This window comes from Ochrobactrum vermis, assembly GCF_002975205.1.
Taxonomy (GTDB): Bacteria; Pseudomonadota; Alphaproteobacteria; order Rhizobiales; family Rhizobiaceae; genus Brucella; species Brucella vermis.
Genome location: NZ_PCOC01000001.1, coordinates 2,678,408 through 2,700,561, shown reverse-complemented (window position 1 = coordinate 2,700,561; position 22,154 = coordinate 2,678,408). Strand labels below are relative to the sequence as shown.

The following is a 22,154-nucleotide window of genomic DNA, read 5'->3' as shown; positions in this document are numbered from 1 at the left end:
GTTCAAGCCTCCAGAAGCCTGTGCGGCACCAGCGCGTAGAAGTCCGCATCGTCCTTCACACCACCGGCGATCTCGCCTGCCATATCGCCAGAGCCGGCAAAAAGATCGCCACGGGCGGGGCCGACGATCGCCGTTCCCGTATCCTGTGCGATCATCAGGCGCGCAAAAGGTTCGCGATCGAAGACCGTCACTGTCGGAGCGCTGACATGGATCGGCGTCCCGAATGTGTGGAGCAATTTGTCGACAGCAAGCGAACGCCCGGCCGTCAGCGAAACTTTTGCAGCGGCTATCGGACCTGCATCCGGATCATCCACCGGTGCTTCCCGGAAGAAAATATAGGAGCGGTTCTGCCAGATGAGATCGTCGACCTTGTCAGGGCACTCCGCCAGCCAGCGACGAATCGACTGCATGGAAATTTCTGAAGCCGCAATTTCGCCATTGGCAACCAGAATACGGCCGATACCGACGAATGGTTGGCCGGATTTGGCCGCATAGGTAATGCGCAGCACGCGGCCATCGCGCAATTTCAGGCGCGCGGCACCTTGCACATGCGCGAAAAAGGCGTCGACCCGGTCGGTGACGTAAGCGATTTCCAGACCGCGCCCGGAGAGACTTCCCTGTTCGATTGTCTGGCGATCATCATATTCCGCAAGACCGTTATCCGTCCGGCGTGCAAAGGCAAAGGACGGATCGAGGCCTGTCGGACGGTTTTCATCTGTCACTTTCACGAGGTCATCGGGCTGGCGCAGAAACGGCACCCTGAACTGACCGTCGGCCTGAAGGGAGGCTTCGATCTCCGGTTCATAGAACGCGGTCACGAAGCCGCTTCCCTGGTCGGGAACTATCCGGCAGGGGATGAAATTCTGTTCGAAGAACGCACGTGCTTCTTCCACACCCGGATTATCGAGAGCGCGGGCGGCGGCAAAGATCGGCTCCAGCGCTTCGAAACGGATGCCGAGACTGCCGCTTTTGTATGTCTGGTGGGCAGCATAGTCGGCAGAACGGCGAAACGCAGCGAATGCTGCCGACTGATCGTCCCGGTTCCAGCCCGGACAATCGGAAAAAGCCGCCGGGCGCAAAATCCTCGCCAAGTCGTTCATCGCCGCATCCGTCTAACTATGCACAAACAAAAAGGCCGCTGGGGTCAGCGGCCCGATTCTTATGTTTTCTCTTAATCTTCCGCTTCGGTCGCGACAAGCTTCCAGTTTGGATCACGCGAGCGCGTATCGCGGGCAAATGTCCACAGATCCTTGATCTCGAGCACATTTTCCGGATCGCCGTCGATCAGCTTGCCGTCCTTGTCATAGGTTGAGGAAATCAACTGGCTGACGATATTGACCGTCACATGCGCTTCCGAACCCTTCATCTCGGCTCCAGTAATTTCCGCCTTGTCGATGCCGACAAAGGACGAACGAACGCTTTCGCCGCGGGCTTCACGCTCATCGATTGCCGAAACGAACCCCTCGAACACATCCTTGGAGAGAAGGTTTTTCAGAACCTTGCGGTCGCCATCGGCATAGGACATTACGATCATTTCATAGGCGATCTTCACGCCATCCACGAAACCGGCTGGGTCAAATGAAGGATCGACAGCGTAAATTGCGCGCAGACCGTCATTGATCGGTGTGCCAGCCGGAGCAGCCTTGTCGATGGCTGTAAAATCCTTTTCGCCCGGACGGCGCGGCAGGGAGACGACATTGTCGGTCTCACTGCTTGCCGGTGCAGCATCGGCGCTGCGCGCGGATGTGTAAGGATCGACGGGCGGTTTTTCACTTCCGGTACGACGGCCAAGAACATTCCTCAGCTGGAGAAAGATGATCACCGCTGCGATGAAGAAGAATATCGTGCCAAAATCAAAAAATTCCATACCGCCTGCCGCTGATTGAAGGATCAGGCTTTTCGCCTTTCCTATCCCTGTTTGTATCACATACATATAGATCGGCTTACGTCATCATTCAAATCCCGATCATGCGTACCTATTTGATATTGCATGACAGACAGTTTCAATTTGGTTCCGAACCTGAAAAAGTTACAATTCAGGTTAAATTGAAACGCTGAAACCAAACAACAAAGGTCGTAACTTACGTGTCCTCCTCTCTCGCCCCTCTCGTCATGCTGGCGATGCCTTTCATCGAAATTGCCGGTTTCGTCATCATTGGCAGCAAGATCGGCGTTTTCGCGACCTTGGGCCTTGTTATTCTAAGCGCTATGCTGGGTTTCTTTCTGCTACGCGTGCAAGGCATCGGGCTTTTACAGCGCATTCGCACGGAAACGGCTGCCGGACGCGTACCGGATCGCGAAATGGTGCATGGCGCCATGATGGTTCTGGCAGCGATCCTGCTGATCGTACCCGGCTTCGTGACGAGCACCATCGGTATTCTGCTGTTCGTTCCGTTCATTCGCGATTTCATGTGGGAAAAATTCATGCGCGGCCGCGTGGTCGTCGCTACATCAGCGCGCTATTCGGACGGCTACGGGCAGCAGCGCCCCGATCAAAATCGGCAGCAGGATCATGTCATCGATCTCAACCCCGAGGATTACACGACCAGGCCGAATGAAAACTCGCCCTGGAAAGGTGATCGCAAAGATCATTGAATGCGCAAATACTAACCTAAAAAGCCTTTCTTGCCTCATGCCCGCGCACATGCTAGCCAAACATTCCGACCTTTCGGAGCAGGCTGCGGGCAGTTTGCGCCTGAGGGGACAAAAATCTTAATCACCGATAGAAGGCATACAGATAATGAGCGATAAGGCCGCGGGCGAAGTAAAGAACGGCAATGGCGCAACGGCCGAGCCGTCCCTCAATATTCTGGCGCAATATGTGAAGGATCTGTCCTTCGAAAGCCCGGGCGCGCCGCTGTCGCTGCGTCCGCGCGAAAAGGCACCGTCCATCAACATCAACGTGAACGTCAACGCCAATCCGATTTCCGAAACGGATTTCGACGTTGTGCTGACGCTGGAAGCCAAGGCTGTTGACGGCAAGGACATCCTTTTCAACACCGAACTCGTCTATGGCGGCGTGTTCCGCATTCAGGGCATCCCGCAGGAGCACATGCTGCCGCTTCTGTTCATCGAATGCCCGCGTCTTCTGTTCCCGTTCGCGCGCCAGATCATTGCCGACGCAACGCGCAATGGTGGCTATCCGCCGCTGATGATCGACCCGATCGATTTCGCACAGATGTTCCAGCAGCGCATGGCTGAAGAACAGGCAAAGTCCGCTGTAAAGAGCTGATCGTTTCAAACGACGATTGCAAAAAAGCCCGGTTTCGACCGGGCTTTTTCATATTCACGTTTCGCTTGCGCGACGTGTTCAGTACTTCTTCCAGATGGCCTTGTCGCCAAGCTTCTCCACAAGTGCCGCGTGAGCGACACGCTCGGCTTCGGAAATGCGCGAGGCAAGTGGCTTCGGGCGCGCTGCAAGAATGACAGCGGCACTGCTCTCTCCGGCATTATTGCCGTTTTCGGTGTCGCCCATGCTGAGCCCAAGCGCCGTCTGCTTGCCGCCGATCAGTTCAATATAGACTTCGGCCAAAATCTCGGAATCGAGCAATGCGCCGTGCAGGGTGCGGTGTCCATTTTCGATGCCATAGCGCTTGCACAGTGCGTCGAGCGAGTTCGGCCCCATCGGATGCTTGCGACGGGCAAGCGCCAATGTATCGATGATGCGCTCCGACTGGATTTCAGCCTGTCCGAGCCGTGCCAGTTCAGCATTGATGAAGCCAAGGTCGAACATGGCATTATGCGCCACCAGCTTGGCGCCATCGAAAAATTCGAAAAACTCGTCCAGAATTTCCGCGAATGTCGGCTTGTCCAGCAATTGTTCGTTGCTGATGCCATGGACCGCAAGCGCCTCGGCATGAACCTGACGCCCTTGCGGGTTAATGTATTTATGGAAAGTGCGGCCTGTGGGAAACTTGTTGATCAGTTCCACGCCGCCGATTTCGATCACACGGTCCTCCAGCCTTTCCAGACCGGTGGTTTCCGTATCGAAAACGATTTCACGCATTGAAGAACCTCTCGGAAAATATCTTGAATAGCTGTAACACAACGCCCGCGACTATTCCGTCGCGACCACCGGCTTTCCACTCAATTCCGCGACGATTTCGGTAATCTGGCGGCGCAGATTGTCGAAACTCCCGCTTGTATCGATAATAAAATCAGCCCGCGCGCGTTTTTCGGCGTCCGGTGTCTGGCGTGCCAGAATGGCATCGAGTTTTTCTTCCGTCATACCCGGTCGCGCAAGCACCCGAACGCGCTGTTTTTCGGCAGGGGCGGAGACAACCACAATCTTGTCCACACGCTTGTCGCCGCCAGTTTCAAAGAGCAGCGGAATATCGATCAGCGCCAAAACGGCGCCGGCTTCTGCCGCGTTGCGGCGAAAGGCTTCCTCTTCCTCGCGTACGAGAGGATGAACGATGGCTTCCAGTTTTTTCAGTGCGTCGGGTTTTCCAATGACGGCGGCGGAAAGTTTTTCCCGATTGACCGAGCCATTTTCCACCGTCCCCGGAAACGCGGCTTCGATCAGGGGCGCTGCACGACCGGAATAAAGCCGATGCACGGTATCGTCGGCGCTATAGATCGGCACACCAGCTTCGGCGAACATGTTCGCCGCCGTTGTTTTTCCCATCCCGATGGAACCGGTCAGTCCAAGCACGATCATAGGGCGCCAGCCTTTGCCATATCCGCCAGAATATGCTCACGCAACGCTTTCGTCACTTGCGGCCTTTTGCCGAACCAGCGCTCGAAACCCGGAACGGCCTGATGCAGCAGCATGCCGAGCCCATCCACAGTCGTCAGACCGGCTTCTTCAGCCTTTTTCAGGAATGGTGTTTTGAGCGGAACATAAACAATATCGGTGGCGACTGCTTTTCGCGAAGCCTTGCCGAGATCGAGCGGAAATACGTCCTGCTCGTCATGGCCGCTCATGCCGAGCGACGTCGTATTGATGATCAAACCGGCGTCTGAAACCAGATTTTGTGCCGCGTCCCAGCCATATGCCGAGACACGTGGTCCAAAATGGGTTGCGAGATCTTCGGCTCGGCTCACCGTGCGATTGACGATGGCAACATTTGTAAAGCCGCGCGACAGAAGCGCATGAACGATTGCCCGGCTTGCGCCACCGGCACCCAGAACAAGTGCACTGTCGGCATTGTCCCAGCCGGGAGCCGATGCATCGAGATTGGCCGCAAAGCCGTAGGCATCCGTATTGCCGCCATGAAGCCTGCCATTTTCGAGCCAGAGCGTATTGACCGCACGAATAGCTTTCGCGGCCTCATCCAGACTTTCCACAGCAGCATAGGCTGCTTCCTTGTGCGGAATGGTGACATTGCCACCGGCAAAACCGTTTTCAGCAAGCGACGAAGCAAAGGAGCTGAAATCCTCCGGCTTCACTTCTATTGCCTCATAAGAACCGTCGATCCCCAGCTCATTGAGCCAGAAGCCATGGATCAGCGGCGACCGTGAATGCTTGATGGGAAAGCCGGTGACAAAAGCCTTCTGCTTCGTGACTTTATCAGCCATCGATCAGTTTTTCCTTCCGCAGCTCAGCCAGTAGCGGCAACAGCGGCAGACCGACAATCGTGAAATAATCGCCTTCGATCCTCTCGAAAAGCTGGATGCCCGGTCCCTCGACCTGATAGGCGCCGACACTCGAAAGAGCGACGTCTCCAGCACGACCGAGATAACGCCCGACAAAGCCGGGATCGAGATCACGCATGGTCATGCGGGCAATCGAAACGTGACGCCACAAGCTCTTGCCATCCTTCACCAGCACGACCGCACTGTTCAGCTGATGGGTCTTGCCGGAAAATTTCAGAAGCTGACGGCGTGCAGCTTCCATATCGGCGGGCTTGTGGAAAATCTCGTCGCCGAGTGACAATGTCTGATCGCACCCGATCACCACCGCACCGGGGTTCTTCTCGCTCACGTCAAGCGCCTTCGCCTCGGCCAGAACCTGTGCGACTTCTTCCGGCGTTGCGCCCGTTTCATAAAGCGGAGCTTCTACCGAGCGCTCGTCGATATCCGCGCTTGCTGTGGAAAATTCTATTCCGGCATTTTTCAGCAAGGCCGAACGAAAAGGGCTTTTAGAGGCGAGAATGAGTTTGTCCGTCATGGCTGGAACCTTGTTTAACCCTTTTCGCTATGCGTTCGAAGCAATGCCAGAATGGCAGCTGCGGTTTCCTCAATCGACCGGCGCGATACGTCTATGATCGGCCAGCCGTGCCGGTTACATATATTACGCGCATAAGCCAGTTCTTCCGAGATCGAAACGCGGTCCGTATAAAGCCCGGTATCCAGCGACGGCACATTGCCGAGCGGTCGGTTCTGGCGGATCTGTGAAATCCGTTCGGCGGTCGCGACCAACCCCACAACAAGCGGCCGCTTTGCCGTGAACAGCACTTCCGGCAGGGGGATGCCGAGCACGATCGGAACATTGGTGGCCTTGATGCCGCGATTGGCGAGATAGATGCTCGTCGGTGTCTTGGATGTGCGCGAAATACCGACGAGAATGACGTCGGCTTCCTCAATATCATAGGGCAATTGCCCGTCATCGTGCTCCATCGTGAAATTGAGCGCGTCGATCCGCCGGAAATAATCGGCATTGAGGACATGTTGCGCACTGGCGCGGCGATGCGCCGGCGCACCGAGATAGGATTGAAACGTGTTCAGCACCGGTTCCAGCACGGAAACGCTGGGCACACCCATGTCTGCGCAGGATTCATCAATGATCGCAGCCAGTTTCTGATCGACAATCGTATAGAGAACGATGCCCGGTTCCGCATCGATGCCTTCGAGAACCTTGCGCAACTGCTTTTCGGTGCGGATCAATGGATAAATGTGCTCGATAGCGCGTGCATTGGCATATTGCGCCGCCGCCGCGCGACCCGCCGCCAGGAGAGTCTCTCCGGTCGCATCAGAAATCAGATGGAGATGAAAGTAGGAAAGCGGTCTGGTCACAGTTTTGTTGCCCTCCTGTTGACGGCTGTGCGTAAAGGCCGAACGTCTTCCACAAGCCATGGCAGGCTGTGGGAAAATTGGCAAGTCATCCACAGCGGGCGAACATGTGCGAAGCCGTCTTCAACATATGTGGACAAGACTCAAGAAATCGCGAAATCCCGTCGTAATTCCCAGCTTTTCCACAAATCAGCATGAACTGCGTCAATTGGTAACCCTTTATATTAAAAGAGGGAATTGAGTTTTCATTGTATTTGGTCAGACTATCGGTGAATGATTGCACAGGATGAGATGGCAATTTCGGAACTGTGGGGAAAAACGGGACAGACCTTAATCCCCGATTCCAACAGACTCTAAGAATCAAAAGATTCCTGAATCATCCTTTCTTTATGAGAACCGGACTGGATAACTTCAGACCAAACCGGATCAGGTAACCAACAGGGCGGATAAAAATCAGATGAAGCGCAAAGTCTTGAGAGTGATCGACGGTGAAACGGTCTTTCCACCTCCCATCTGGATGATGCGCCAGGCCGGACGCTATCTTCCCGAATATCGCGAGACGCGGAAAAAGGCCGGGAGTTTTCTCGATCTGTGTTATTCGCCTGATCTTGCCGTCGAAGTGACGCTTCAGCCGATCCGCCGGTTTGGCTTTGACGCAGCCATTCTCTTTTCAGACATTCTCGTCATTCCTCATGCCCTTGGACGCGACCTTCGCTTTGAAGAAGGCAAGGGACCTTTGATGACACCAATCGATGCCGACGAGATTTTCTGGCTTGAGACTGAAGGTGTCGCTAAAAGGCTGGAGCCGGTCTACGAGACAGTTCGGCTGCTGCGCGAGCAGTTGCCCGACGAAACGACGCTGCTGGGCTTCTGTGGCGCTCCCTGGACCGTTGCGACCTATATGATTGCCGGTCACGGCACGCCGGATCAGGCACCAGCCCGTCTTTTCGCTTATCGCTTCCCGGAAGCTTTTGAAAAGCTCCTGAACAATCTTGCCGATGTTTCCGCCGAGTATCTCATCGAACAACTCGATGCCGGCGCCGATGCCGTGCAGATTTTCGATTCTTGGTCAGGTGTTTTGGACGAGGACTGCTTTGAGCGGTTCTGTATCCAGCCCGTCGCGCGGATCGTCCAGAAGGTGAGGGCAGTTTACCCTGAAGCCCGTATCATCGGTTTCCCGAAAGGGGCCGGGATGCTATATGCGGGCTATCGCGAGAAGACCGGTGTGGATACGCTCGGCCTCGACTGGTCCGTTCCCCTGTCTTTTGCTGCCGCCCTTCAGGAAGAAGGTGCCATACAAGGCAATCTCGATCCGTTGCGCGTGGTGGCTGGCGGTAATGCGCTGGATGAAGGCGTGGATACCATTCTTGAACGTCTCGGCCAGGGCCCGCTGATCTTCAATCTCGGGCACGGGATCACGCCGCAGGCACCCATCGAGAATGTGCATCGCATGATCGACCGTATCCGTGGAGGAAAATCATGAGCCAGACAGCTCCCGAAAATCGTGGTTCGGCAGTTGCCATTCGCACGGTCGTTTCGCTGGTCGTGGTGGCGCTTGGTGTGTGGGCATTGTTTCACGTGAATCCAGCCGACGCTTATCTCTGGGTTAAATCGCTTCACGTGATCGCAGTCATCGCCTGGATGGCGGGGATGCTCTATCTGCCGCGCCTATTCGTCTATCACTGCGCTGCAACACCCGGCTCCGAAACCTCGGAGACCTTCAAGGTGATGGAAAAACGGCTGCTGCGCTTCATCATCAATCCGGCCATGATCGTGACCTGGATTGCCGGGCTGTGGATGGCCTGGGAAATCTTTGGCTTTCAGGGTGGTTGGTTACATGCGAAACTGCTTCTGGTCGTGCTGATGTCCGGCCTGCACGGCTATCTGGCGAAATCCACGCGGCTTTTTGCTGAAGACCGCAATATGCGCTCGGCCAAACACTGGCGAATCATCAATGAAGTGCCGACTGTGCTGATGATCCTGATTGTCATATTGGTGATCGTTAAGCCGTTCTGATCCTGAACGCGATTGAAAAAGGAAATCCGCTTGCCGGGTTTCCGCCATTTTTTTGTTGCAGAAATTTTGCGCTATCCCTACATGAGACTTGCTCTGCATGCTGCAAATCAGTATGTAGAAAGCCTCTTCCCTTCAAGACAGCAGGCCTTCGATGCCGGTCACGACGTTCAGGTGGCCACCTTTCCGAACAACTGCATTTTCTCCTTACATTTTAAAAAGAGTTCCTCATCCATGCAGGAAATGAAACTACAAGAACTAAAAAACAAGACACCGGTGGAGCTGCTGGCTTTTGCCGAAACGCTTGAGGTCGAAAACGCGAGCGCTATGCGCAAGCAGGAACTGATGTTCGCGATCCTCAAGAAGCTGGCGGCCCAGGATGTCGAAATTATCGGCGAGGGCGTCGTCGAGGTGCTGCAGGACGGATTTGGCTTCCTGCGCTCTGCCGATGCCAACTACCTGCCAGGCCCTGACGACATTTATATTTCTCCTTCGCAGCTGCGTCGTTTTTCTCTCAAGACTGGTGACACCGTCGAAGGTCCGATCCGCGGCCCAAAGGAAGGCGAGCGTTATTTCGCGCTGCTCAAGGTCAACACGATCAATTTCGAAGACCCGGAAAAGATCCGGCACAAGGTTCACTTCGACAATCTGACGCCGCTCTATCCGAATGAGCGCTTCAAGATGGAGCTGGAAGTTCCAACCTCCAAGGATCTCTCGCCACGCGTGATCGATCTGGTGGCACCGCTCGGCAAGGGCCAGCGTGGTTTGATTGTCGCTCCGCCGCGTACCGGTAAGACCGTTCTGTTGCAGAACATCGCCCATTCCATCACCGCAAACCATCCGGAATGCTATCTGATCGTTCTGCTGATTGACGAACGCCCGGAAGAAGTGACCGACATGCAGCGCTCGGTGAAGGGCGAAGTGATTTCCTCGACCTTCGACGAACCGGCAGCACGTCACGTTCAGGTTGCCGAAATGGTCATTGAAAAGGCCAAGCGCCTTGTTGAACACGGTCGCGATGTTGTGATCCTGCTCGATTCGATTACCCGTCTCGGTCGCGCCTACAACACTGTCGTACCGTCATCCGGCAAGGTTCTGACCGGTGGTGTGGATGCCAATGCACTGCAGCGTCCGAAGCGCTTCTTCGGTGCAGCCCGCAACATCGAAGAGGGTGGTTCGCTGACCATCATCGCCACGGCTCTGATCGATACCGGCAGCCGCATGGACGAAGTGATCTTTGAAGAATTCAAGGGCACCGGTAACTCGGAAATCGTGCTCGACCGCAAGGTTGCTGACAAGCGCATCTTCCCGGCCATGGACATTCTCAAGTCCGGTACCCGTAAGGAAGATCTGCTCGTTCCGCGCGCTGATCTGCAGAAGATCTTCGTTCTGCGTCGTATCCTGGCGCCGATGGGCACGACCGATGCGATCGAATTCCTTATCGACAAGCTCAAGCAGACCAAGAGCAATGGTGAGTTCTTCGATTCGATGAATACCTAAAAGCTATTCAAGCAATAGCGATTGGAGAACGCCGCGCCGGAAACGGATGCGGCGTTTTCATTTCAGGATGTTTTGCCGAGTAGCAGTCGCAACGAATAAGCGTTTTCGACAGATGGCAGGCAGACATGTCCCTTGCAGAACCAGGCAGATGGATGCTCCGGCTCTGCAGTTCCTCCAGTCGGTAGCTCTATTGTCTTGCCGGCCTCGAACCGCACGAACTTGTCCACACGTCGCGGGTCAGGATTTCGATTCGCAGTCGAAACAAGTTCTCCGGTATTGTCCTCTGTCGTTACCACAAGAGAAAGCGGTTCCGCTGCAAAGCGAGCCACATTCAAGATTCCTATCTGCCCATATTGCTGCGCAAAGGCTCGCCCAAGCGCCTGTTCGATCAGCTTCTCGTTGCTCTGATAGAGATTGATATCGCCCGTTACCAGGAACAGTCTTGTCAGTGCTTCGATGATCTGGCTGGTCGCACTCGGTATAGCTTCATCGTAATCGCCATAGGCATGCAGGATGACATCATCGGCATCCAGCGCCGACAGGCGATAATTACCAGCACCATCGCGGTGACTGTCATCAAGCGCCTTTTTGAACTTCAACGCGTCATCAATATAAGCCCGCTCGCTTGTTGCTTCAAAAAGAGCAATGGCTGCATTGATCATTGATGCATAATCGGTCGAAAGGGCAGGGTAGAGAAGCGAGTTCTCCATGCGGCAATGCGCGATGCGGCCATCCCGAAAACTGCTGACGATAGAGCGATAGGCACCGGTTGCGAGATCAATCCAGTCCTGCCTGCCGAAGCTTCGGCCAGCTTCTGCTAGTGCCCGGATAGCAAGGCCGTTCCAGTCTGTCAGTGCTTTCTCATCCCGTCCGGGCCGTACCCGCAAATCACGACGTGCCAGCAGTTTTTGCCGCGATGCTTCTATCATTGGGGGCAGGGTTGCGTCGTCATTGACCGTGTGAAGGCGGTTCAGAATGTTCTGGCCTTCCCAGTTTCCACCCGCTGTGACAGCGTAATAATCCTTGAAGGCTTTACTATCGTTGCCAAGTGCCTGATCTATCTCCTGTTCGCTCCAGACGTAGAACCGGCCTTCCTCACCTTCACTGTCAGCATCGAGACTGGACGCAAAACTTCCATCGGACAAACGCATTTCCCGGATCAGCCAATCAACGGTCTCTTCGATTCGCAAACGAAACAAATCACTTCCGGTTTCAGCAAAAGCGTAATTCGCATGGCGAATGAACTGCGCATTGTCGTAGAGCATCTTCTCGAAATGCGGGACCAGCCAGTCGGCATCGGTGGAGTAGCGGCAAAGCCCGCCGCCCAGATGGTCGTACACCCCTCCCTGCAGCATCACCTTGAGTGAGAGGAGGAAATTGTCCCGATGCGTTTCGCTGCGGCTGTAGAGCCACGAAAGCCACAGATTATCCATGAAAGGAGCGTTCGGGAATTTCGGCGCTTCCTCTATACCGCCACGGATGGGATCGATCAGGCTATTGATGCGTGTGGCGATCTCGTCAAATCGCTCTGCTTCGTTCTGGACCGGCACATTCTGGGCTGCCAGCCTGCCTTCCAGATGATCAAAGACGGCCTGGGCGTTATGGTTAATTTTCTCTTTATCCTTGTGCCACAGATTATTGACCGCGTGCAGGACATCAATAAAACCCGGCATGTTATGACGCTTGTGTGGAGGGAAATAAGTGCCACCCCAAAAAGGCTTGCCATCGGGTTTTAGAAACATGGTGAGCGGCCAACCGCCTTGTTGTCCCATTGCTCCAAGTGCTGCCATATAGATCTGGTCTATGTCGGGCCTTTCCTCGCGGTCCACTTTCACATTGACGAACAGCGCGTTCATCACCTCGGCCACATCAGGGTTCTCGAAGGATTCATGCGCCATGACATGACACCAGTGGCAGGCCGCATAGCCGACCGAAAGCAGAATGGGCCGGTCCAGCTCCTTCGCGGCATCCAGTGCTTGCTTGTCCCAGGGCTGCCAGTGAACAGGATTGTTGGCATGCTGGCGCAGATAGGCACTCGGTTCTTCGGCAAGACGGTTGCGGTTTAACTCTGTCATGAGGCTTTTCTTTCACTGCATGAATGAATATGCCATTCCTTCAGCACCCGTTTGGCTGCTTTCATCCTTATTGATTATAGGTCAGGAAATGGAATGAGCGAGATCGCTTCCCTTCAAGATACGATTTTTGTTTTGTCGAGCGGGCGTTTACCGTCCGGTGTTGCTGTTGTGCGCATTTCTGGCCCACAAGTTCGATTCGTACTCGAAACGATGATCGGCTCCATACCTACACCACGTTATGCAGCCTATAATCTGTTCCGTATCCGAAATGATGATCCAATTGATCGCGGACTGATACTTTTCTTTCCTGGACCCAACAGTTTTACCGGAGAGGATTGTGCTGAGTTTCATTTACATGGCGGCAAGGCTGTCGTCGAAAAACTTTTGTTGGAGTTAGGAGAGCTACCCGGTTGCCGTATAGCGGAAGCCGGAGAGTTTACGAGACGGGCTTTCTCCAATGGCAAAATGGATCTGACCATCGCTGAAGGTCTTGCCGACCTAATCGCAGCCGAGACTGAAGGACAGAGGCGACTTGCTTTACAGGTCGCATCGGGTACGCAGCGCGAACTCTACACGGAATGGCGTCAACGCTTGTTGCGTGCCCGTGCCTTTATTGAAGCGGAACTGGATTTTTCTGATGAAAGCGATGTTCCCGGTTCTGTATCGGAGCAAGTCTGGCAATCGCTCGCACTCCTGAAGAGAGAGATCGAGAACCATATAGCGAGCGGCAAACGCGCTTCCATGCTGCGCGATGGTCTGCATGTTGTTATCGTCGGTGCGCCGAACGCCGGTAAATCAAGCTTGTTGAATTTTCTTGCCGGTCGCGAAGTAGCGATCATATCCGAAGAGGCGGGGACAACCCGCGATCTTCTGGAAGTTAAACTCGACCTTGGTGGCATCCCTGTTTATGTGACGGACACTGCAGGTTTGCGTGAGACCGAAAGTTCGGTCGAAAGGATCGGAATCGAACGCGCCCGCGCGCAAATGGCTGACGCCGATCTGGTTCTGCTCTTGGAAGATATGAACGATCCCATAGCTATCGCTTCTGAAAAGGCACCGGAAGTTCTTTGGAAAATCGGAACAAAGGCCGATCTGAACGATAAATCATCCGATAACTGGTCCTATCGTATATCAACGAAAACCGGTGAAGGACTGGATGAGTTATTGGCCGACCTCCAGAGTTTCGCGGAGGCGCAGATCGGCCAGATTGAAGATGCTGTGCCTACACGGCAAAGACATATTAACCTCCTACGCTCAACAGTAGCGGAAATCGATAGAGCACTGGACAGCGAACATCTCCCACTTGAACTCCGTGCGGAGAATATGCGTCTCGCTTCTCAGTATCTCGGGCGCATCACAGGAGACATCGATGTAGAGGAGATCCTCGACGTTATTTTCTCCCAGTTCTGCATCGGGAAGTGATTCACGTGAAACACGGGACATTCTGGGTTGAAAATTGTTTCACGTGAAACATCTGTGGAATCTCGCTACGACAATTGACTCAACTCCTTATCCGTGAGTCGACCCATTGCAGAGATTTGATCGCTGCTGGGCAGTTTGATCTTCCGTTTTAAGCCTATTCATGTCAAAGAGACATCTTTCAGAAACGGATTCGAGTTGCGTCAGGATGAACCCAATGAGTTCGACCGAAGCTACAGTCTTTGATGTCATTGTAATCGGCGGTGGCCACGCGGGATGCGAGGCCGCTTCTGCAGCTGCGCGCGCTGGCGCCAGAACAGCGCTTGTAACACATCGCTTTGATACTATTGGCGTTATGTCCTGTAATCCTGCGATAGGCGGATTGGGCAAGGGCCATCTTGTGCGCGAGATCGACGCGCTTGATGGTTTGATGGGGCGTGTGGCTGACGAGGCGGGTATCCAGTTTCGCCTGTTGAATCGCCGGAAGGGACCAGCCGTTCGGGGCCCCCGGACCCAGGCGGATCGAAAGCTCTATCGGCTTGCCATGCAGAAGATGATCACAGCACAACAAAACCTGTCTGTTGTGGAAGGCGGCGCCCACGATCTTCTGGAAGAAGACGGGCGCATTACGGGAATCGTTCTATCCGATGGACGAAGCCTGACATGTGGTGCTGTCGTTTTAACGACGGGTACGTTTCTGAATGGGTTGATCCATGTTGGTGAGAAGAAGATTCCTGCTGGCCGTATGGGTGAAAAGCCAGCGCTTGGTCTTTCCGAGCGAATGACATCGTTTGGTTTTGCCCTGGGACGGCTCAAGACCGGTACACCGCCGCGACTGGATGGGCGCACCATTGATTGGCAGAGCCTGGACATGCAGTCTGCCGATGAAGATCCGGTGCCTTTTTCTCTCATGACAGATCGGATCACCACGCCCCAGATCGATTGCGGTATCACGCGCACGACACCGGAAACCCACGCGATCATTCGGGCTAATCTGCACCGTTCGGCCATGTATTCAGGCTCGATTGAAGGGATTGGTCCGCGTTACTGCCCATCAGTGGAGGATAAGATCGTCAAGTTCGGTGATCGCGACGGTCACCAGATATTTCTTGAACCGGAAGGACTGGATGACGATACCGTTTATCCGAACGGCATTTCGACATCGCTTCCGGAAGATGTGCAGCTCGACATATTGAAGACCATTCCAGGGCTTGAGAAAGCGATCATGCTGCAGCCGGGATATGCGATTGAATATGATTTCATCGATCCGCGCGAGTTGAAGCGTAGCCTTGAAACCCGCAAAGTTAGCGGTCTGTTTCTGGCTGGGCAGATCAACGGTACCACGGGCTATGAAGAGGCAGCTGCGCAAGGTTTGCTGGCGGGTATCAATGCCGCTCGTCGCGCCTCAGGTGGTGAACCGGTCATCATCCAGCGTACTGAAGCCTACATTGGTGTTATGGTGGATGATCTGACGTCTCGCGGCGTCAGCGAACCCTATCGCATGTTTACGTCGCGCGCAGAATTCCGTCTCTCGCTCCGTTCTGATAATGCCGATCAACGCCTGACGCCTTTGGCGGATAAGCTTGGTATATTGGGACATGCGCGCAAGGAGCGCTTTGAGATGCGCGAGGCAGCTTTGGCTGAAGCGCGGACGTTGACCCAGTCATTGACAATTACGCCCAATCTGGCCAGCCGTTACGAGCTTCGTCTCAATCAGGATGGTGTTCGCCGTTCAGCGTACGATCTTCTTTCTTATCCCGATATCGATCTCGACCGCTTGAAATCCATCTGGCCCGAACTGGAAGCCGTCGATGCAGTAACGCGGGATGCTCTGGAGATCGAGGCTCAGTATGCTGTCTATATGGAACGCCAGAAGAGCGATATAGCGGTAATGGAGCGTGAGGAGCAATTGCTCATCCCAGCCGGGTTGGATATAGACGGAATCTCCGGCCTTTCCAATGAGTTGAAACACAAGCTCAAGCAGCGCAAGCCGGAAACGATTGCCGAAGCACAGCGCGTTGATGGAATGACACCGGCAGCTTTGGCACTGCTTATTGCGCAGATCAAGAAGTTCGGATACCGCCAGCGTGCGGCTGTGGCGCTCTCTGAAGGGCAGGGCGCCGCATGAGCGCCGATAACCATCATGAAAGTTTGAAAGCAATTGTTCCCTCTGTTTCACGTGAAACAGTTGAACGTCTGATTGCGTTTGAAGAAATGTTCCGCAAATGGTCCAAAGCGATCAATCTGGCATCACCTTCGACCTTGGACGAGTTATGGACCCGACATATTCTGGACAGTGCCCAGCTCTTCCCCCTGGCAAGCGACGCCACACGTTGGCTTGATATCGGATCAGGTGGCGGGTTTCCGGGTATCGTGACGGCCGCCTTCCTTGCGGAACATCCTGGCAGTGCAATCGATCTTATTGAAAGTGCGGGAAAAAAGGCGGCCTTTTTGCGCACTGCAGCCGGACATTTGCGTGTACCAGCGCGGATTCATTCGGCGCGCATCGAAGCGATGTGGCAGAAAATTGAAACGCCGCAAGTCGTTACCGCTCGTGCTTTGGCTTCGCTGAACGATCTTTTTGGCCTGACTGAGCCATGGCTCACCGCGGGCGCCAAGGCTCTTTTCCAAAAAGGACGGGATTACCAGCGTGAGATCGATGAAAGCCGTGTCGGTTGGAGTTTCGATCTGGTACAACATCAAAGTGCTATCGATCAGGCTTCGGTGATACTCGAAATCAGCAATCTTCGGCGTAAGGCTGTTTGATGACTGAGAACTTCGAAGGGGCGGACAGCAGCAAGGCGACGGTGATGAACAAAATGTCGAGGATCATAACCATTGCGAACCAGAAAGGCGGCGTTGGCAAGACAACCACCGCCATCAATCTGGCAACGGCTTTGGCCGCAATCGGCGAGACTGTGCTGATTGTCGATCTCGATCCGCAAGGCAATGCCAGTACCGGATTGGGTATCGATCGTCGCAATCGCCCGCTGTCATCCTACGATGTCCTGACACAGGAATCGTCGGTTCCCGATGCGGCGATGCCGACAGATGTTCCCAATCTGTATATCGTGCCCTCGACGCTGGATCTTCTTGGTATCGAGATGGAGATTGCACAATCTGCTGACCGTACACGGCGTCTGCGCGATGCCCTGCGTTTCGATTCCGGTGTTTCCGAACGTTTTTCTTATGTGCTGGTGGATTGCCCGCCATCACTCAATCTTTTGACTCTGAACGCGATGGCTGCGGCCGATTCCGTTCTGGTGCCTCTGCAATGCGAATTCTTTGCACTGGAAGGCTTGAGTCAGCTTCTGCAGACCGTCGATCAGGTGCGTACTTCGATTAACGCCGATCTTTCGATTCAGGGTATCGTGCTGACCATGTTCGACAGCCGCAACAATCTCGCCGCGCAAGTGGTGGATGATGTTCGCGCTTTCATGGGTGAAAAAGTCTATCGTACTGTCATTCCGCGCAATGTGCGGGTGTCTGAAGCGCCATCACACGGCAAGCCGGCTATTCTCTATGATCTGAAATGCGCCGGCAGTCAGGCCTATTTGCAGCTTGCATCGGAAGTTATCCAGCGTGAACGGCAATTACAGGCCGCGTAAACCAATCGATTCGACGACGAAACAATTCAGGAATAAGCCGAACGATGAATGACGATCCTTCAAAGAAGCGCCTTGGCCGCGGATTAGCAGCGTTGATCGGCGAAATCGACCGCCCTGTCGAAGAGCGCAAGGCGCCGGTTCCCATCGAACGGAACGTTCCGATTGAATTCGTGACGCGCAATCCGCGCAATCCGCGTCGTATGTTCTCAGAGGCAGAGCTGGAAGATCTGGCGCAGTCGATCAAGGAACATGGCGTCGTGCAGCCGATCGTTGTGCGACCGGCGCCCGGGCAGCCTGGTCATTTTGAGCTGATTGCCGGCGAACGCCGCTGGCGCGCTTCGCAGCGTGCCGGTGTCGATACGATCCCGGTTATTGTTCGTGACGTCGATGACCGCGTCGCGCTCGAGATTGCGATCATCGAAAACGTGCAGCGTGCCGACCTGAATGCGGTCGAAGAAGCGATGGGATATCAACAGCTTATCGATAATCACGACTACACGCAAAATGATCTGGCGCAAGTGATCGGCAAGAGCCGCAGCCATGTCGCCAATACATTGCGGTTGTTGAAACTGCCACAGCCTGTGCAGGACTTTATCGTTGACGGCGCGCTTTCGGCAGGTCATGCACGAAGCCTCATCACGATGGAAAATCCAACCGCTTTGGCGGAGCGGATTGTCAAGGACGGTCTGTCAGTTCGCCAGGTGGAGGCGCTGGCACAAGCGGAAGCCCGTGGTGGTGCGGAAGCCAAGCCCGGTAAAGCAGGGCCTGTTGAGAAAGATGCTGACACCAAAGCGCTCGAAAAGCTGCTTTCAGATGTCACTGGCATGAAAGTGGAAATCAATCACCGTGATCGCGGTGGAGAAGTCAAGATACGTTACAGTTCTCTGGAACAACTTGATGAGATTTGCCGTCGTCTTCAAAGCTAATCATTTGAAATGACGGATATATCTATAGGCTCGTTGCACCTCATTGCAGCGAGCCTTTTCATCTTTTGCAGAGTATTACATGAAGTGACTGCTATTATCGACGGGCATTTCGTAGTGACTCGACACTGATTGCCAGCAGGCATTGGCGAATGATAGGGATGCCAAGGGTCGCATTCTGGCGGCTTTCGAGGACGGCACGCTGCAGGCGCTCTATAACGCGCGCAAGGCTTTCTCCGGTCCAGCGGCTTACTGCATTCTCGATCAGTTTCTTGCGGTTGAAGAAGATTGGTGGGCGGGCACCGGCCACAACGACAGAGGCACTTTTCCGCTCGGTATCGGCGATATGGCGCAAGGTCTGCACCTGCTGGAACTGCCGCATCGCCGTGTTGAGCAGGAGAAACGGTGCGGTGCCGGATTTCACGACGCGGTCGAAAGAGACTTCAAAACGTTGAAGATCCCCAGCCAAAACCGCGTCGATCACTTCGTCGGTTGAAAGACCGGCAACATCGCCGACAGCCTGGCGTACATCGTCGATATCGATGCGCTCCTTGCCGCGTGCGTAAAGGCAAAGCTTTTCAAGCTCGCCACGTGTGGCGAGACGATCACCGCCCAGACTTGCGCGGAGAAGCTGGCGCCCGTCGAGTGTGATCTGCATCTTCCATTCAACCAGAACATCGTCGATGACACCGTCGATTCCCCGGCTATCGTCGGAATAGCAGGGCAGGGCCATGCCGGCTGAAGCGTTCTCGACGGCACTGCGCAAGCCAGCACCCTTTTTGAGGTCGCCGGCTTCGACCAGCACAAATGTTTCTTGTGGCGGTTCGGTTGCGAGGTGTTTGATCGCCTCCGCAAGCTTCTTCTGGCCTGCGGCATTCTTGATCCAGATCAGGCGCTGGCCGCCGAACATCGAGATAGTGCGGGCTTCGTCGGCGAGTTTCGCCGGGTCGGCTTCGATCTCGTCCGCTTCCATGCGAATGACAGCGAAGGGATCATCCAGGGGCAGTTTGCTTGCTTCAGCGAAACGGCGCGCGCGTTCGCTTACCAGTCCCTTGTCGGGACCGTAAAGCAGCACGACCGGGAACGAGCTCGTCGGTCTTGCCAGAAAACTATCGACTTCGTTCGCTTTCTTCTGCGCCATAGATTTGGGTTCCGCTGCAAGGATTCGTTTAGCACAAAGCACGTCTTAACTGCGGATGCAATTATGCTGCGAACGCTGTGAACTGTTGTCTGAGGGAGAGTGGTGTCATTAAGCGAAGATGCCTTGTTGCCTGCGCATCATGTGAATGAGTTCGATGCCAGCCAATATGATACCGGCAGCAACTTAGGACTTGAAGCGGAGCATGCACCGATGCGCCGCTTGATGCAGCAGAGTCTTACGCAACAAGCGCTTCACAGTCTGAAGATCGCAGTTTCTGCTGAACAGGAACACAACCGTATCGCCAATACTGCCAAGCCCCTAAAAAAAGAGGTACCCTAGGTCTCGTCCATGTCCATTTCCGCGCGACCTGACGTTTCCTGCGATTGAAGCACTCAAGCCGCTTTGGGCTGAAACACAAAGCCCGGCGATGCACGCTCGAATTATCCATCGCAATGCCGCGCTCAGCCATCATCTCCTTCAGATCAAGTAGGATCAAATTGTAAGCCATGTACCATCGCACACACAAGCGAATGACGGACGTATCGAAATGGCGACCTTTGAACATCTCGTAATTCTCAGCTCTCAAAGGGCATGAATCTAACCCCCGCTCCGTTGATGAAATTTTGCATCAGAGTTTTGTAATAAAGATAATAAAACGACTATTACAGTATAAAAAATTACTTATTACTTAAATAATTTACATTTTTGACATATCTATTTACGAATAACGATCTTTGTTATAATAAATATAAAATAATTGCCGACTTTATTGAAGTAGGTGTTACTAAATTTTTGAGGTCTATATGTGCCATAATGCTAAATTGCGCGAGAAAAACCGGTTTACAAATGATTCTTCTTTTAAAATCTGGTCACGCGTTATTTGTGGCGGGCGAATGACTAAGTGGAAGGGGCAGGTTGCAAGCTATGCTCCGAACTTCGCTGAATTTTTCGTTTGGTCGACGCCTTTCTTGCTGGCGGGTGGTATGGCCGTTGGTTCGGCTGCGGCTGCGGACAGATATTGGGACCCGAATGGCACCGCACTGGGGCGAGGTGGGGCTGGCACCTGGAACACGACATCGGCTGAATGGAGCCCGAACGGCGATGGCGTCAGCGGACCGTATTCTGCCTGGAACAATAGCGGGCTCGACAATGCAATTTTTGGCGGCGCGACCGGAACGGTCACGATTTCAGGATCGGTTACGGCCAATAGTCTCACGACAGAAGTGACGGGCTACATCTTTACGGGCGGTAAGCTCGATTTTGCGGGGACGGTACCGTCCATAACCGTCAATGCTGGTACGACAACTATAAGTTCTGTGATTGAAGGAACCGCCGGCCTGACCAAGGCCGGTGCGGGCATCCTCGCACTTAATGGTATCAACACATTTACCGGTGATATCAATATTAGTGCCGGACAACTCAGTGCGGCGAACGACGCCGCTCTTGGGGGCGCGGGCAATGCAATATTCACGGCGACAGATGCGATAGTCGAGCTGGTGATCGGTGGGACTGGTACCAGCAGGACTATCAATCTGGGAAGCGGCAGTACAACGACGCTGGCAGGTAGTGGTGTTGGATCTGCGCTTTTTAATGGCAGTGGCCAGGTTACCGTCACTAATGGCGTTGCCATGAGCAACGACGCCAGCACCTATACGGGCAAAACGACGTTCGTCGGCATCAACGGTGTTGGCTATAGCTATTTCTCATCGATCGGCAATCTCGGGGAAGCCAGCTCGCTCGGGGCTCCCACCACGGTGGCAGACGGCACAGTCACCTTCAAACAGGCCAATAATTATTCCGACAACGTCGTCTATACGGGCAGCGGTAACACTTCGGACCGCGGTTGGGATATGCGGGGCAACGGGGCGAATCTTCGCAATCGCGGGACAGGTACCCTTTCGATCAGCGGTGATGTCTTTGTTAATAGTTCAAGCACTTTTGCCGCGGCGCCGTCCGGCATAATTGTCAATGAATCATAAGAAAGATTTATAAACGTAACCTGATAAGTTTGGGAGGCTAACGCATAGCTTGGAACGAAAGTCGATAATGCTACTGCTGCGCAAAGAAATTTATTCATTAAATTATCCGTTCTTTCTAGAAGTTCATGTATAATTATCAAGAATAATGATTTATACACGATTAGTATTATGACACACAACCTGCTTAACTAAACTGTATGTTGTCACAGTGGGAGGTGATCCAACTTTGGTTTATCGCAAAGGCTGAATTTACAGCCGTTGGCGGCTCGCGATGATTGCGAGATGGTGATCGAGCAGATAGAGAGGTGGTTCAATGTGGCTGCAATCGATTTGAAGAAAGCGCTTCGATCCTTCCGGCGCTCCTCGTCGGACAACCCATCAGCGACTGTTGCCAACGAGGCATTCCGCCAAGTGTTATAACGCGACATAAGTCGGCAATATCCGGTTGAGATCACTCTCATCCTTCAGAGGGTTATCGATGTTAGGCTGGAACCGCGCTGGACGGCTTGGTCTCGTCCGATGCAATCCGTGTGGTAGTGCCG

The 22,154-nt window shown here is 54.1% G+C and carries 20 protein-coding genes and 2 pseudogenes; 11 read left to right on the top strand and 11 right to left on the bottom strand.

The genetic code is table 11. From position 1 onward, the window contains the following. Nucleotides 1-2: 2 nt before the first annotated feature. Both mltA and CQZ93_RS13460 read right to left on the bottom strand, forming a co-directional pair. The gene (gene mltA / locus CQZ93_RS13465; protein WP_105542992.1) at nucleotides 3-1,100 is read right to left on the bottom strand and encodes a murein transglycosylase A; all 1,098 of its coding nucleotides are present in this window, start codon (nucleotides 1,098-1,100) and stop codon (nucleotides 3-5) included. Nucleotides 1,101-1,171: 71 nt separating this feature from the next. After that, nucleotides 1,172-1,867 carry a Tim44/TimA family putative adaptor protein gene (locus CQZ93_RS13460; protein WP_105542991.1) on the bottom strand — a complete coding sequence of 232 codons (696 nt, stop codon included), beginning with the start codon at nucleotides 1,865-1,867 and terminating at the stop codon, nucleotides 1,172-1,174. 218 nt (nucleotides 1,868-2,085) lie between these two features. Here CQZ93_RS13460 and CQZ93_RS13455 point away from each other — a divergent pair, with 218 nt between their 5' ends. Together CQZ93_RS13455 and secB are read left to right on the top strand one after the other, a co-directional pair. Beyond that, nucleotides 2,086-2,595 (top strand): FxsA family protein, encoded by a 510-nt coding sequence (locus CQZ93_RS13455; protein WP_105542990.1) that lies wholly within the window; start codon nucleotides 2,086-2,088, stop codon nucleotides 2,593-2,595. A 145-nt stretch (nucleotides 2,596-2,740) separates the two neighbouring features. Next, on the top strand, nucleotides 2,741-3,232 hold the full coding sequence (gene secB, locus CQZ93_RS13450) for a protein-export chaperone SecB (RefSeq protein WP_105542989.1): 492 nt from the start codon (nucleotides 2,741-2,743) through the stop codon (nucleotides 3,230-3,232). Between the two features lie 78 nt (nucleotides 3,233-3,310). Here the strand turns inward: secB and dnaQ are convergent, their stop codons facing one another. Genes dnaQ through CQZ93_RS13425 form a run of 5 tightly spaced genes read right to left on the bottom strand, consistent with a single transcriptional unit; the run spans nucleotide 3,311 to nucleotide 6,957 of the window. Further along, nucleotides 3,311-4,006, bottom strand: a complete 696-nt coding sequence (dnaQ, locus tag CQZ93_RS13445) for a DNA polymerase III subunit epsilon (protein WP_105542988.1) — start codon at nucleotides 4,004-4,006, stop codon at nucleotides 3,311-3,313. A gap of 51 nt (nucleotides 4,007-4,057) precedes the next feature. Beyond that, nucleotides 4,058-4,660, bottom strand: coding sequence for a dephospho-CoA kinase (coaE, locus tag CQZ93_RS13440; protein WP_105542987.1), 603 nt, complete (start codon nucleotides 4,658-4,660; stop codon nucleotides 4,058-4,060). After that, a complete protein-coding gene (locus CQZ93_RS13435; RefSeq protein WP_105542986.1) occupies nucleotides 4,657-5,520 on the bottom strand; it encodes a shikimate dehydrogenase in 864 nt (287 codons plus the stop codon). The genes coaE and CQZ93_RS13435 overlap by 4 nt, the downstream gene beginning before the upstream one ends. Next, nucleotides 5,513-6,112, bottom strand: a complete 600-nt coding sequence (locus CQZ93_RS13430) for a Maf-like protein (protein WP_105542985.1) — start codon at nucleotides 6,110-6,112, stop codon at nucleotides 5,513-5,515. The genes CQZ93_RS13435 and CQZ93_RS13430 overlap by 8 nt, the downstream gene beginning before the upstream one ends. 14 nt (nucleotides 6,113-6,126) lie before the next feature. After that, nucleotides 6,127-6,957, bottom strand: coding sequence for a pyruvate, water dikinase regulatory protein (locus CQZ93_RS13425; RefSeq protein WP_105542984.1), 831 nt, complete (start codon nucleotides 6,955-6,957; stop codon nucleotides 6,127-6,129). Nucleotides 6,958-7,411: 454 nt separating this feature from the next. Between CQZ93_RS13425 and hemE the strand changes: the two genes are divergently transcribed. The 3 genes from hemE to rho all read left to right on the top strand — a co-directional run bounded on the left by hemE (nucleotide 7,412) and on the right by rho (nucleotide 10,467). Next, complete coding sequence (hemE, locus tag CQZ93_RS13415) at nucleotides 7,412-8,437, top strand: uroporphyrinogen decarboxylase (RefSeq protein WP_105542983.1); 1,026 nt, start codon at nucleotides 7,412-7,414, stop codon at nucleotides 8,435-8,437. Beyond that, nucleotides 8,434-8,970 (top strand): protoporphyrinogen oxidase HemJ, encoded by a 537-nt coding sequence (gene hemJ / locus CQZ93_RS13410; protein WP_105542982.1) that lies wholly within the window; start codon nucleotides 8,434-8,436, stop codon nucleotides 8,968-8,970. The genes hemE and hemJ overlap by 4 nt, the downstream gene beginning before the upstream one ends. A 231-nt stretch (nucleotides 8,971-9,201) precedes the next feature. Next, nucleotides 9,202-10,467: a transcription termination factor Rho gene (gene rho / locus CQZ93_RS13405; protein ID WP_105543315.1), complete on the top strand. Its 1,266-nt coding sequence runs from the start codon at nucleotides 9,202-9,204 to the stop codon at nucleotides 10,465-10,467. Nucleotides 10,468-10,529: 62 nt separating this feature from the next. Here rho and CQZ93_RS13400 read toward each other — a convergent pair whose 3' ends face one another. Beyond that, nucleotides 10,530-12,542: a thioredoxin domain-containing protein gene (locus CQZ93_RS13400; protein WP_105542981.1), complete on the bottom strand. Its 2,013-nt coding sequence runs from the start codon at nucleotides 12,540-12,542 to the stop codon at nucleotides 10,530-10,532. Between the two features lie 93 nt (nucleotides 12,543-12,635). Here CQZ93_RS13400 and mnmE point away from each other — a divergent pair, with 93 nt between their 5' ends. The 5 genes from mnmE (at nucleotide 12,636) to CQZ93_RS13375 (ending at nucleotide 18,495) form a co-directional block, all read left to right on the top strand. Continuing rightward, nucleotides 12,636-13,964: a tRNA uridine-5-carboxymethylaminomethyl(34) synthesis GTPase MnmE gene (gene mnmE, locus CQZ93_RS13395; RefSeq protein WP_105542980.1), complete on the top strand. Its 1,329-nt coding sequence runs from the start codon at nucleotides 12,636-12,638 to the stop codon at nucleotides 13,962-13,964. A 214-nt stretch (nucleotides 13,965-14,178) separates the two neighbouring features. Continuing rightward, the gene (mnmG, locus tag CQZ93_RS13390) at nucleotides 14,179-16,089 is read left to right on the top strand and encodes a tRNA uridine-5-carboxymethylaminomethyl(34) synthesis enzyme MnmG (protein ID WP_105542979.1); all 1,911 of its coding nucleotides are present in this window, start codon (nucleotides 14,179-14,181) and stop codon (nucleotides 16,087-16,089) included. Continuing rightward, entirely contained in the window at nucleotides 16,086-16,727 is a 642-nt protein-coding gene (gene rsmG / locus CQZ93_RS13385; RefSeq protein WP_105542978.1) for a 16S rRNA (guanine(527)-N(7))-methyltransferase RsmG, read from the top strand. The genes mnmG and rsmG overlap by 4 nt, the downstream gene beginning before the upstream one ends. 44 nt (nucleotides 16,728-16,771) lie before the next feature. After that, nucleotides 16,772-17,569 carry a ParA family protein gene (locus CQZ93_RS13380; RefSeq protein WP_105543314.1) on the top strand — a complete coding sequence of 266 codons (798 nt, stop codon included), beginning with the start codon at nucleotides 16,772-16,774 and terminating at the stop codon, nucleotides 17,567-17,569. 44 nt (nucleotides 17,570-17,613) lie between these two features. Continuing rightward, nucleotides 17,614-18,495, top strand: a complete 882-nt coding sequence (locus CQZ93_RS13375; RefSeq protein ID WP_105542977.1) for a ParB/RepB/Spo0J family partition protein — start codon at nucleotides 17,614-17,616, stop codon at nucleotides 18,493-18,495. A gap of 94 nt (nucleotides 18,496-18,589) precedes the next feature. Here the strand turns inward: CQZ93_RS13375 and holA are convergent, their stop codons facing one another. Next, nucleotides 18,590-19,633 (bottom strand): DNA polymerase III subunit delta, encoded by a 1,044-nt coding sequence (gene holA, locus CQZ93_RS13370; protein ID WP_105542976.1) that lies wholly within the window; start codon nucleotides 19,631-19,633, stop codon nucleotides 18,590-18,592. A 61-nt stretch (nucleotides 19,634-19,694) separates the two neighbouring features. Beyond that, a pseudogene (locus CQZ93_RS13365) lies at nucleotides 19,695-20,198 on the bottom strand (transposase family protein). A gap of 238 nt (nucleotides 20,199-20,436) precedes the next feature. On the opposite strand from CQZ93_RS13365, the gene CQZ93_RS13360 reads away from it, so the two are divergent. Then, the gene (locus CQZ93_RS13360) at nucleotides 20,437-21,612 is read left to right on the top strand and encodes an autotransporter-associated beta strand repeat-containing protein (protein WP_105542975.1); all 1,176 of its coding nucleotides are present in this window, start codon (nucleotides 20,437-20,439) and stop codon (nucleotides 21,610-21,612) included. A gap of 302 nt (nucleotides 21,613-21,914) precedes the next feature. On the opposite strand, the pseudogene CQZ93_RS27375 reads toward CQZ93_RS13360, so the two are convergent. Beyond that, nucleotides 21,915-22,040 (bottom strand): annotated as a pseudogene (locus tag CQZ93_RS27375) (DinB family protein); the annotation flags it as partial. Between the last annotated feature and the right edge of the window lie 114 nt (nucleotides 22,041-22,154).

Excerpts from the sequence above, each read along its gene's own strand:
- mltA (WP_105542992.1), bottom strand. The coding sequence starts at position 1,100 with ATGAACGACTTGGCGAGGATTTTGCGCCCGGCGGCTTTTTCCGATTGT.
- CQZ93_RS13460 (WP_105542991.1), bottom strand. The coding sequence starts at position 1,867 with ATGGAATTTTTTGATTTTGGCACGATATTCTTCTTCATCGCAGCGGTG.
- secB (WP_105542989.1), top strand. The coding sequence starts at position 2,741 with ATGAGCGATAAGGCCGCGGGCGAAGTAAAGAACGGCAATGGCGCAACG.
- dnaQ (WP_105542988.1), bottom strand. The coding sequence starts at position 4,006 with ATGCGTGAAATCGTTTTCGATACGGAAACCACCGGTCTGGAAAGGCTG.
- coaE (WP_105542987.1), bottom strand. The coding sequence starts at position 4,660 with ATGATCGTGCTTGGACTGACCGGTTCCATCGGGATGGGAAAAACAACG.
- CQZ93_RS13435 (WP_105542986.1), bottom strand. The coding sequence starts at position 5,520 with ATGGCTGATAAAGTCACGAAGCAGAAGGCTTTTGTCACCGGCTTTCCC.
- CQZ93_RS13430 (WP_105542985.1), bottom strand. The coding sequence starts at position 6,112 with ATGACGGACAAACTCATTCTCGCCTCTAAAAGCCCTTTTCGTTCGGCC.
- hemE (WP_105542983.1), top strand. The coding sequence starts at position 7,412 with ATGAAGCGCAAAGTCTTGAGAGTGATCGACGGTGAAACGGTCTTTCCA.
- hemJ (WP_105542982.1), top strand. The coding sequence starts at position 8,434 with ATGAGCCAGACAGCTCCCGAAAATCGTGGTTCGGCAGTTGCCATTCGC.
- rho (WP_105543315.1), top strand. The coding sequence starts at position 9,202 with ATGCAGGAAATGAAACTACAAGAACTAAAAAACAAGACACCGGTGGAG.
- CQZ93_RS13400 (WP_105542981.1), bottom strand. The coding sequence starts at position 12,542 with ATGACAGAGTTAAACCGCAACCGTCTTGCCGAAGAACCGAGTGCCTAT.
- mnmE (WP_105542980.1), top strand. The coding sequence starts at position 12,636 with ATGAGCGAGATCGCTTCCCTTCAAGATACGATTTTTGTTTTGTCGAGC.
- mnmG (WP_105542979.1), top strand. The coding sequence starts at position 14,179 with ATGAGTTCGACCGAAGCTACAGTCTTTGATGTCATTGTAATCGGCGGT.
- rsmG (WP_105542978.1), top strand. The coding sequence starts at position 16,086 with ATGAGCGCCGATAACCATCATGAAAGTTTGAAAGCAATTGTTCCCTCT.
- CQZ93_RS13380 (WP_105543314.1), top strand. The coding sequence starts at position 16,772 with ATGAACAAAATGTCGAGGATCATAACCATTGCGAACCAGAAAGGCGGC.
- CQZ93_RS13375 (WP_105542977.1), top strand. The coding sequence starts at position 17,614 with ATGAATGACGATCCTTCAAAGAAGCGCCTTGGCCGCGGATTAGCAGCG.
- holA (WP_105542976.1), bottom strand. The coding sequence starts at position 19,633 with ATGGCGCAGAAGAAAGCGAACGAAGTCGATAGTTTTCTGGCAAGACCG.
- CQZ93_RS13360 (WP_105542975.1), top strand. The coding sequence starts at position 20,437 with ATGTGCCATAATGCTAAATTGCGCGAGAAAAACCGGTTTACAAATGAT.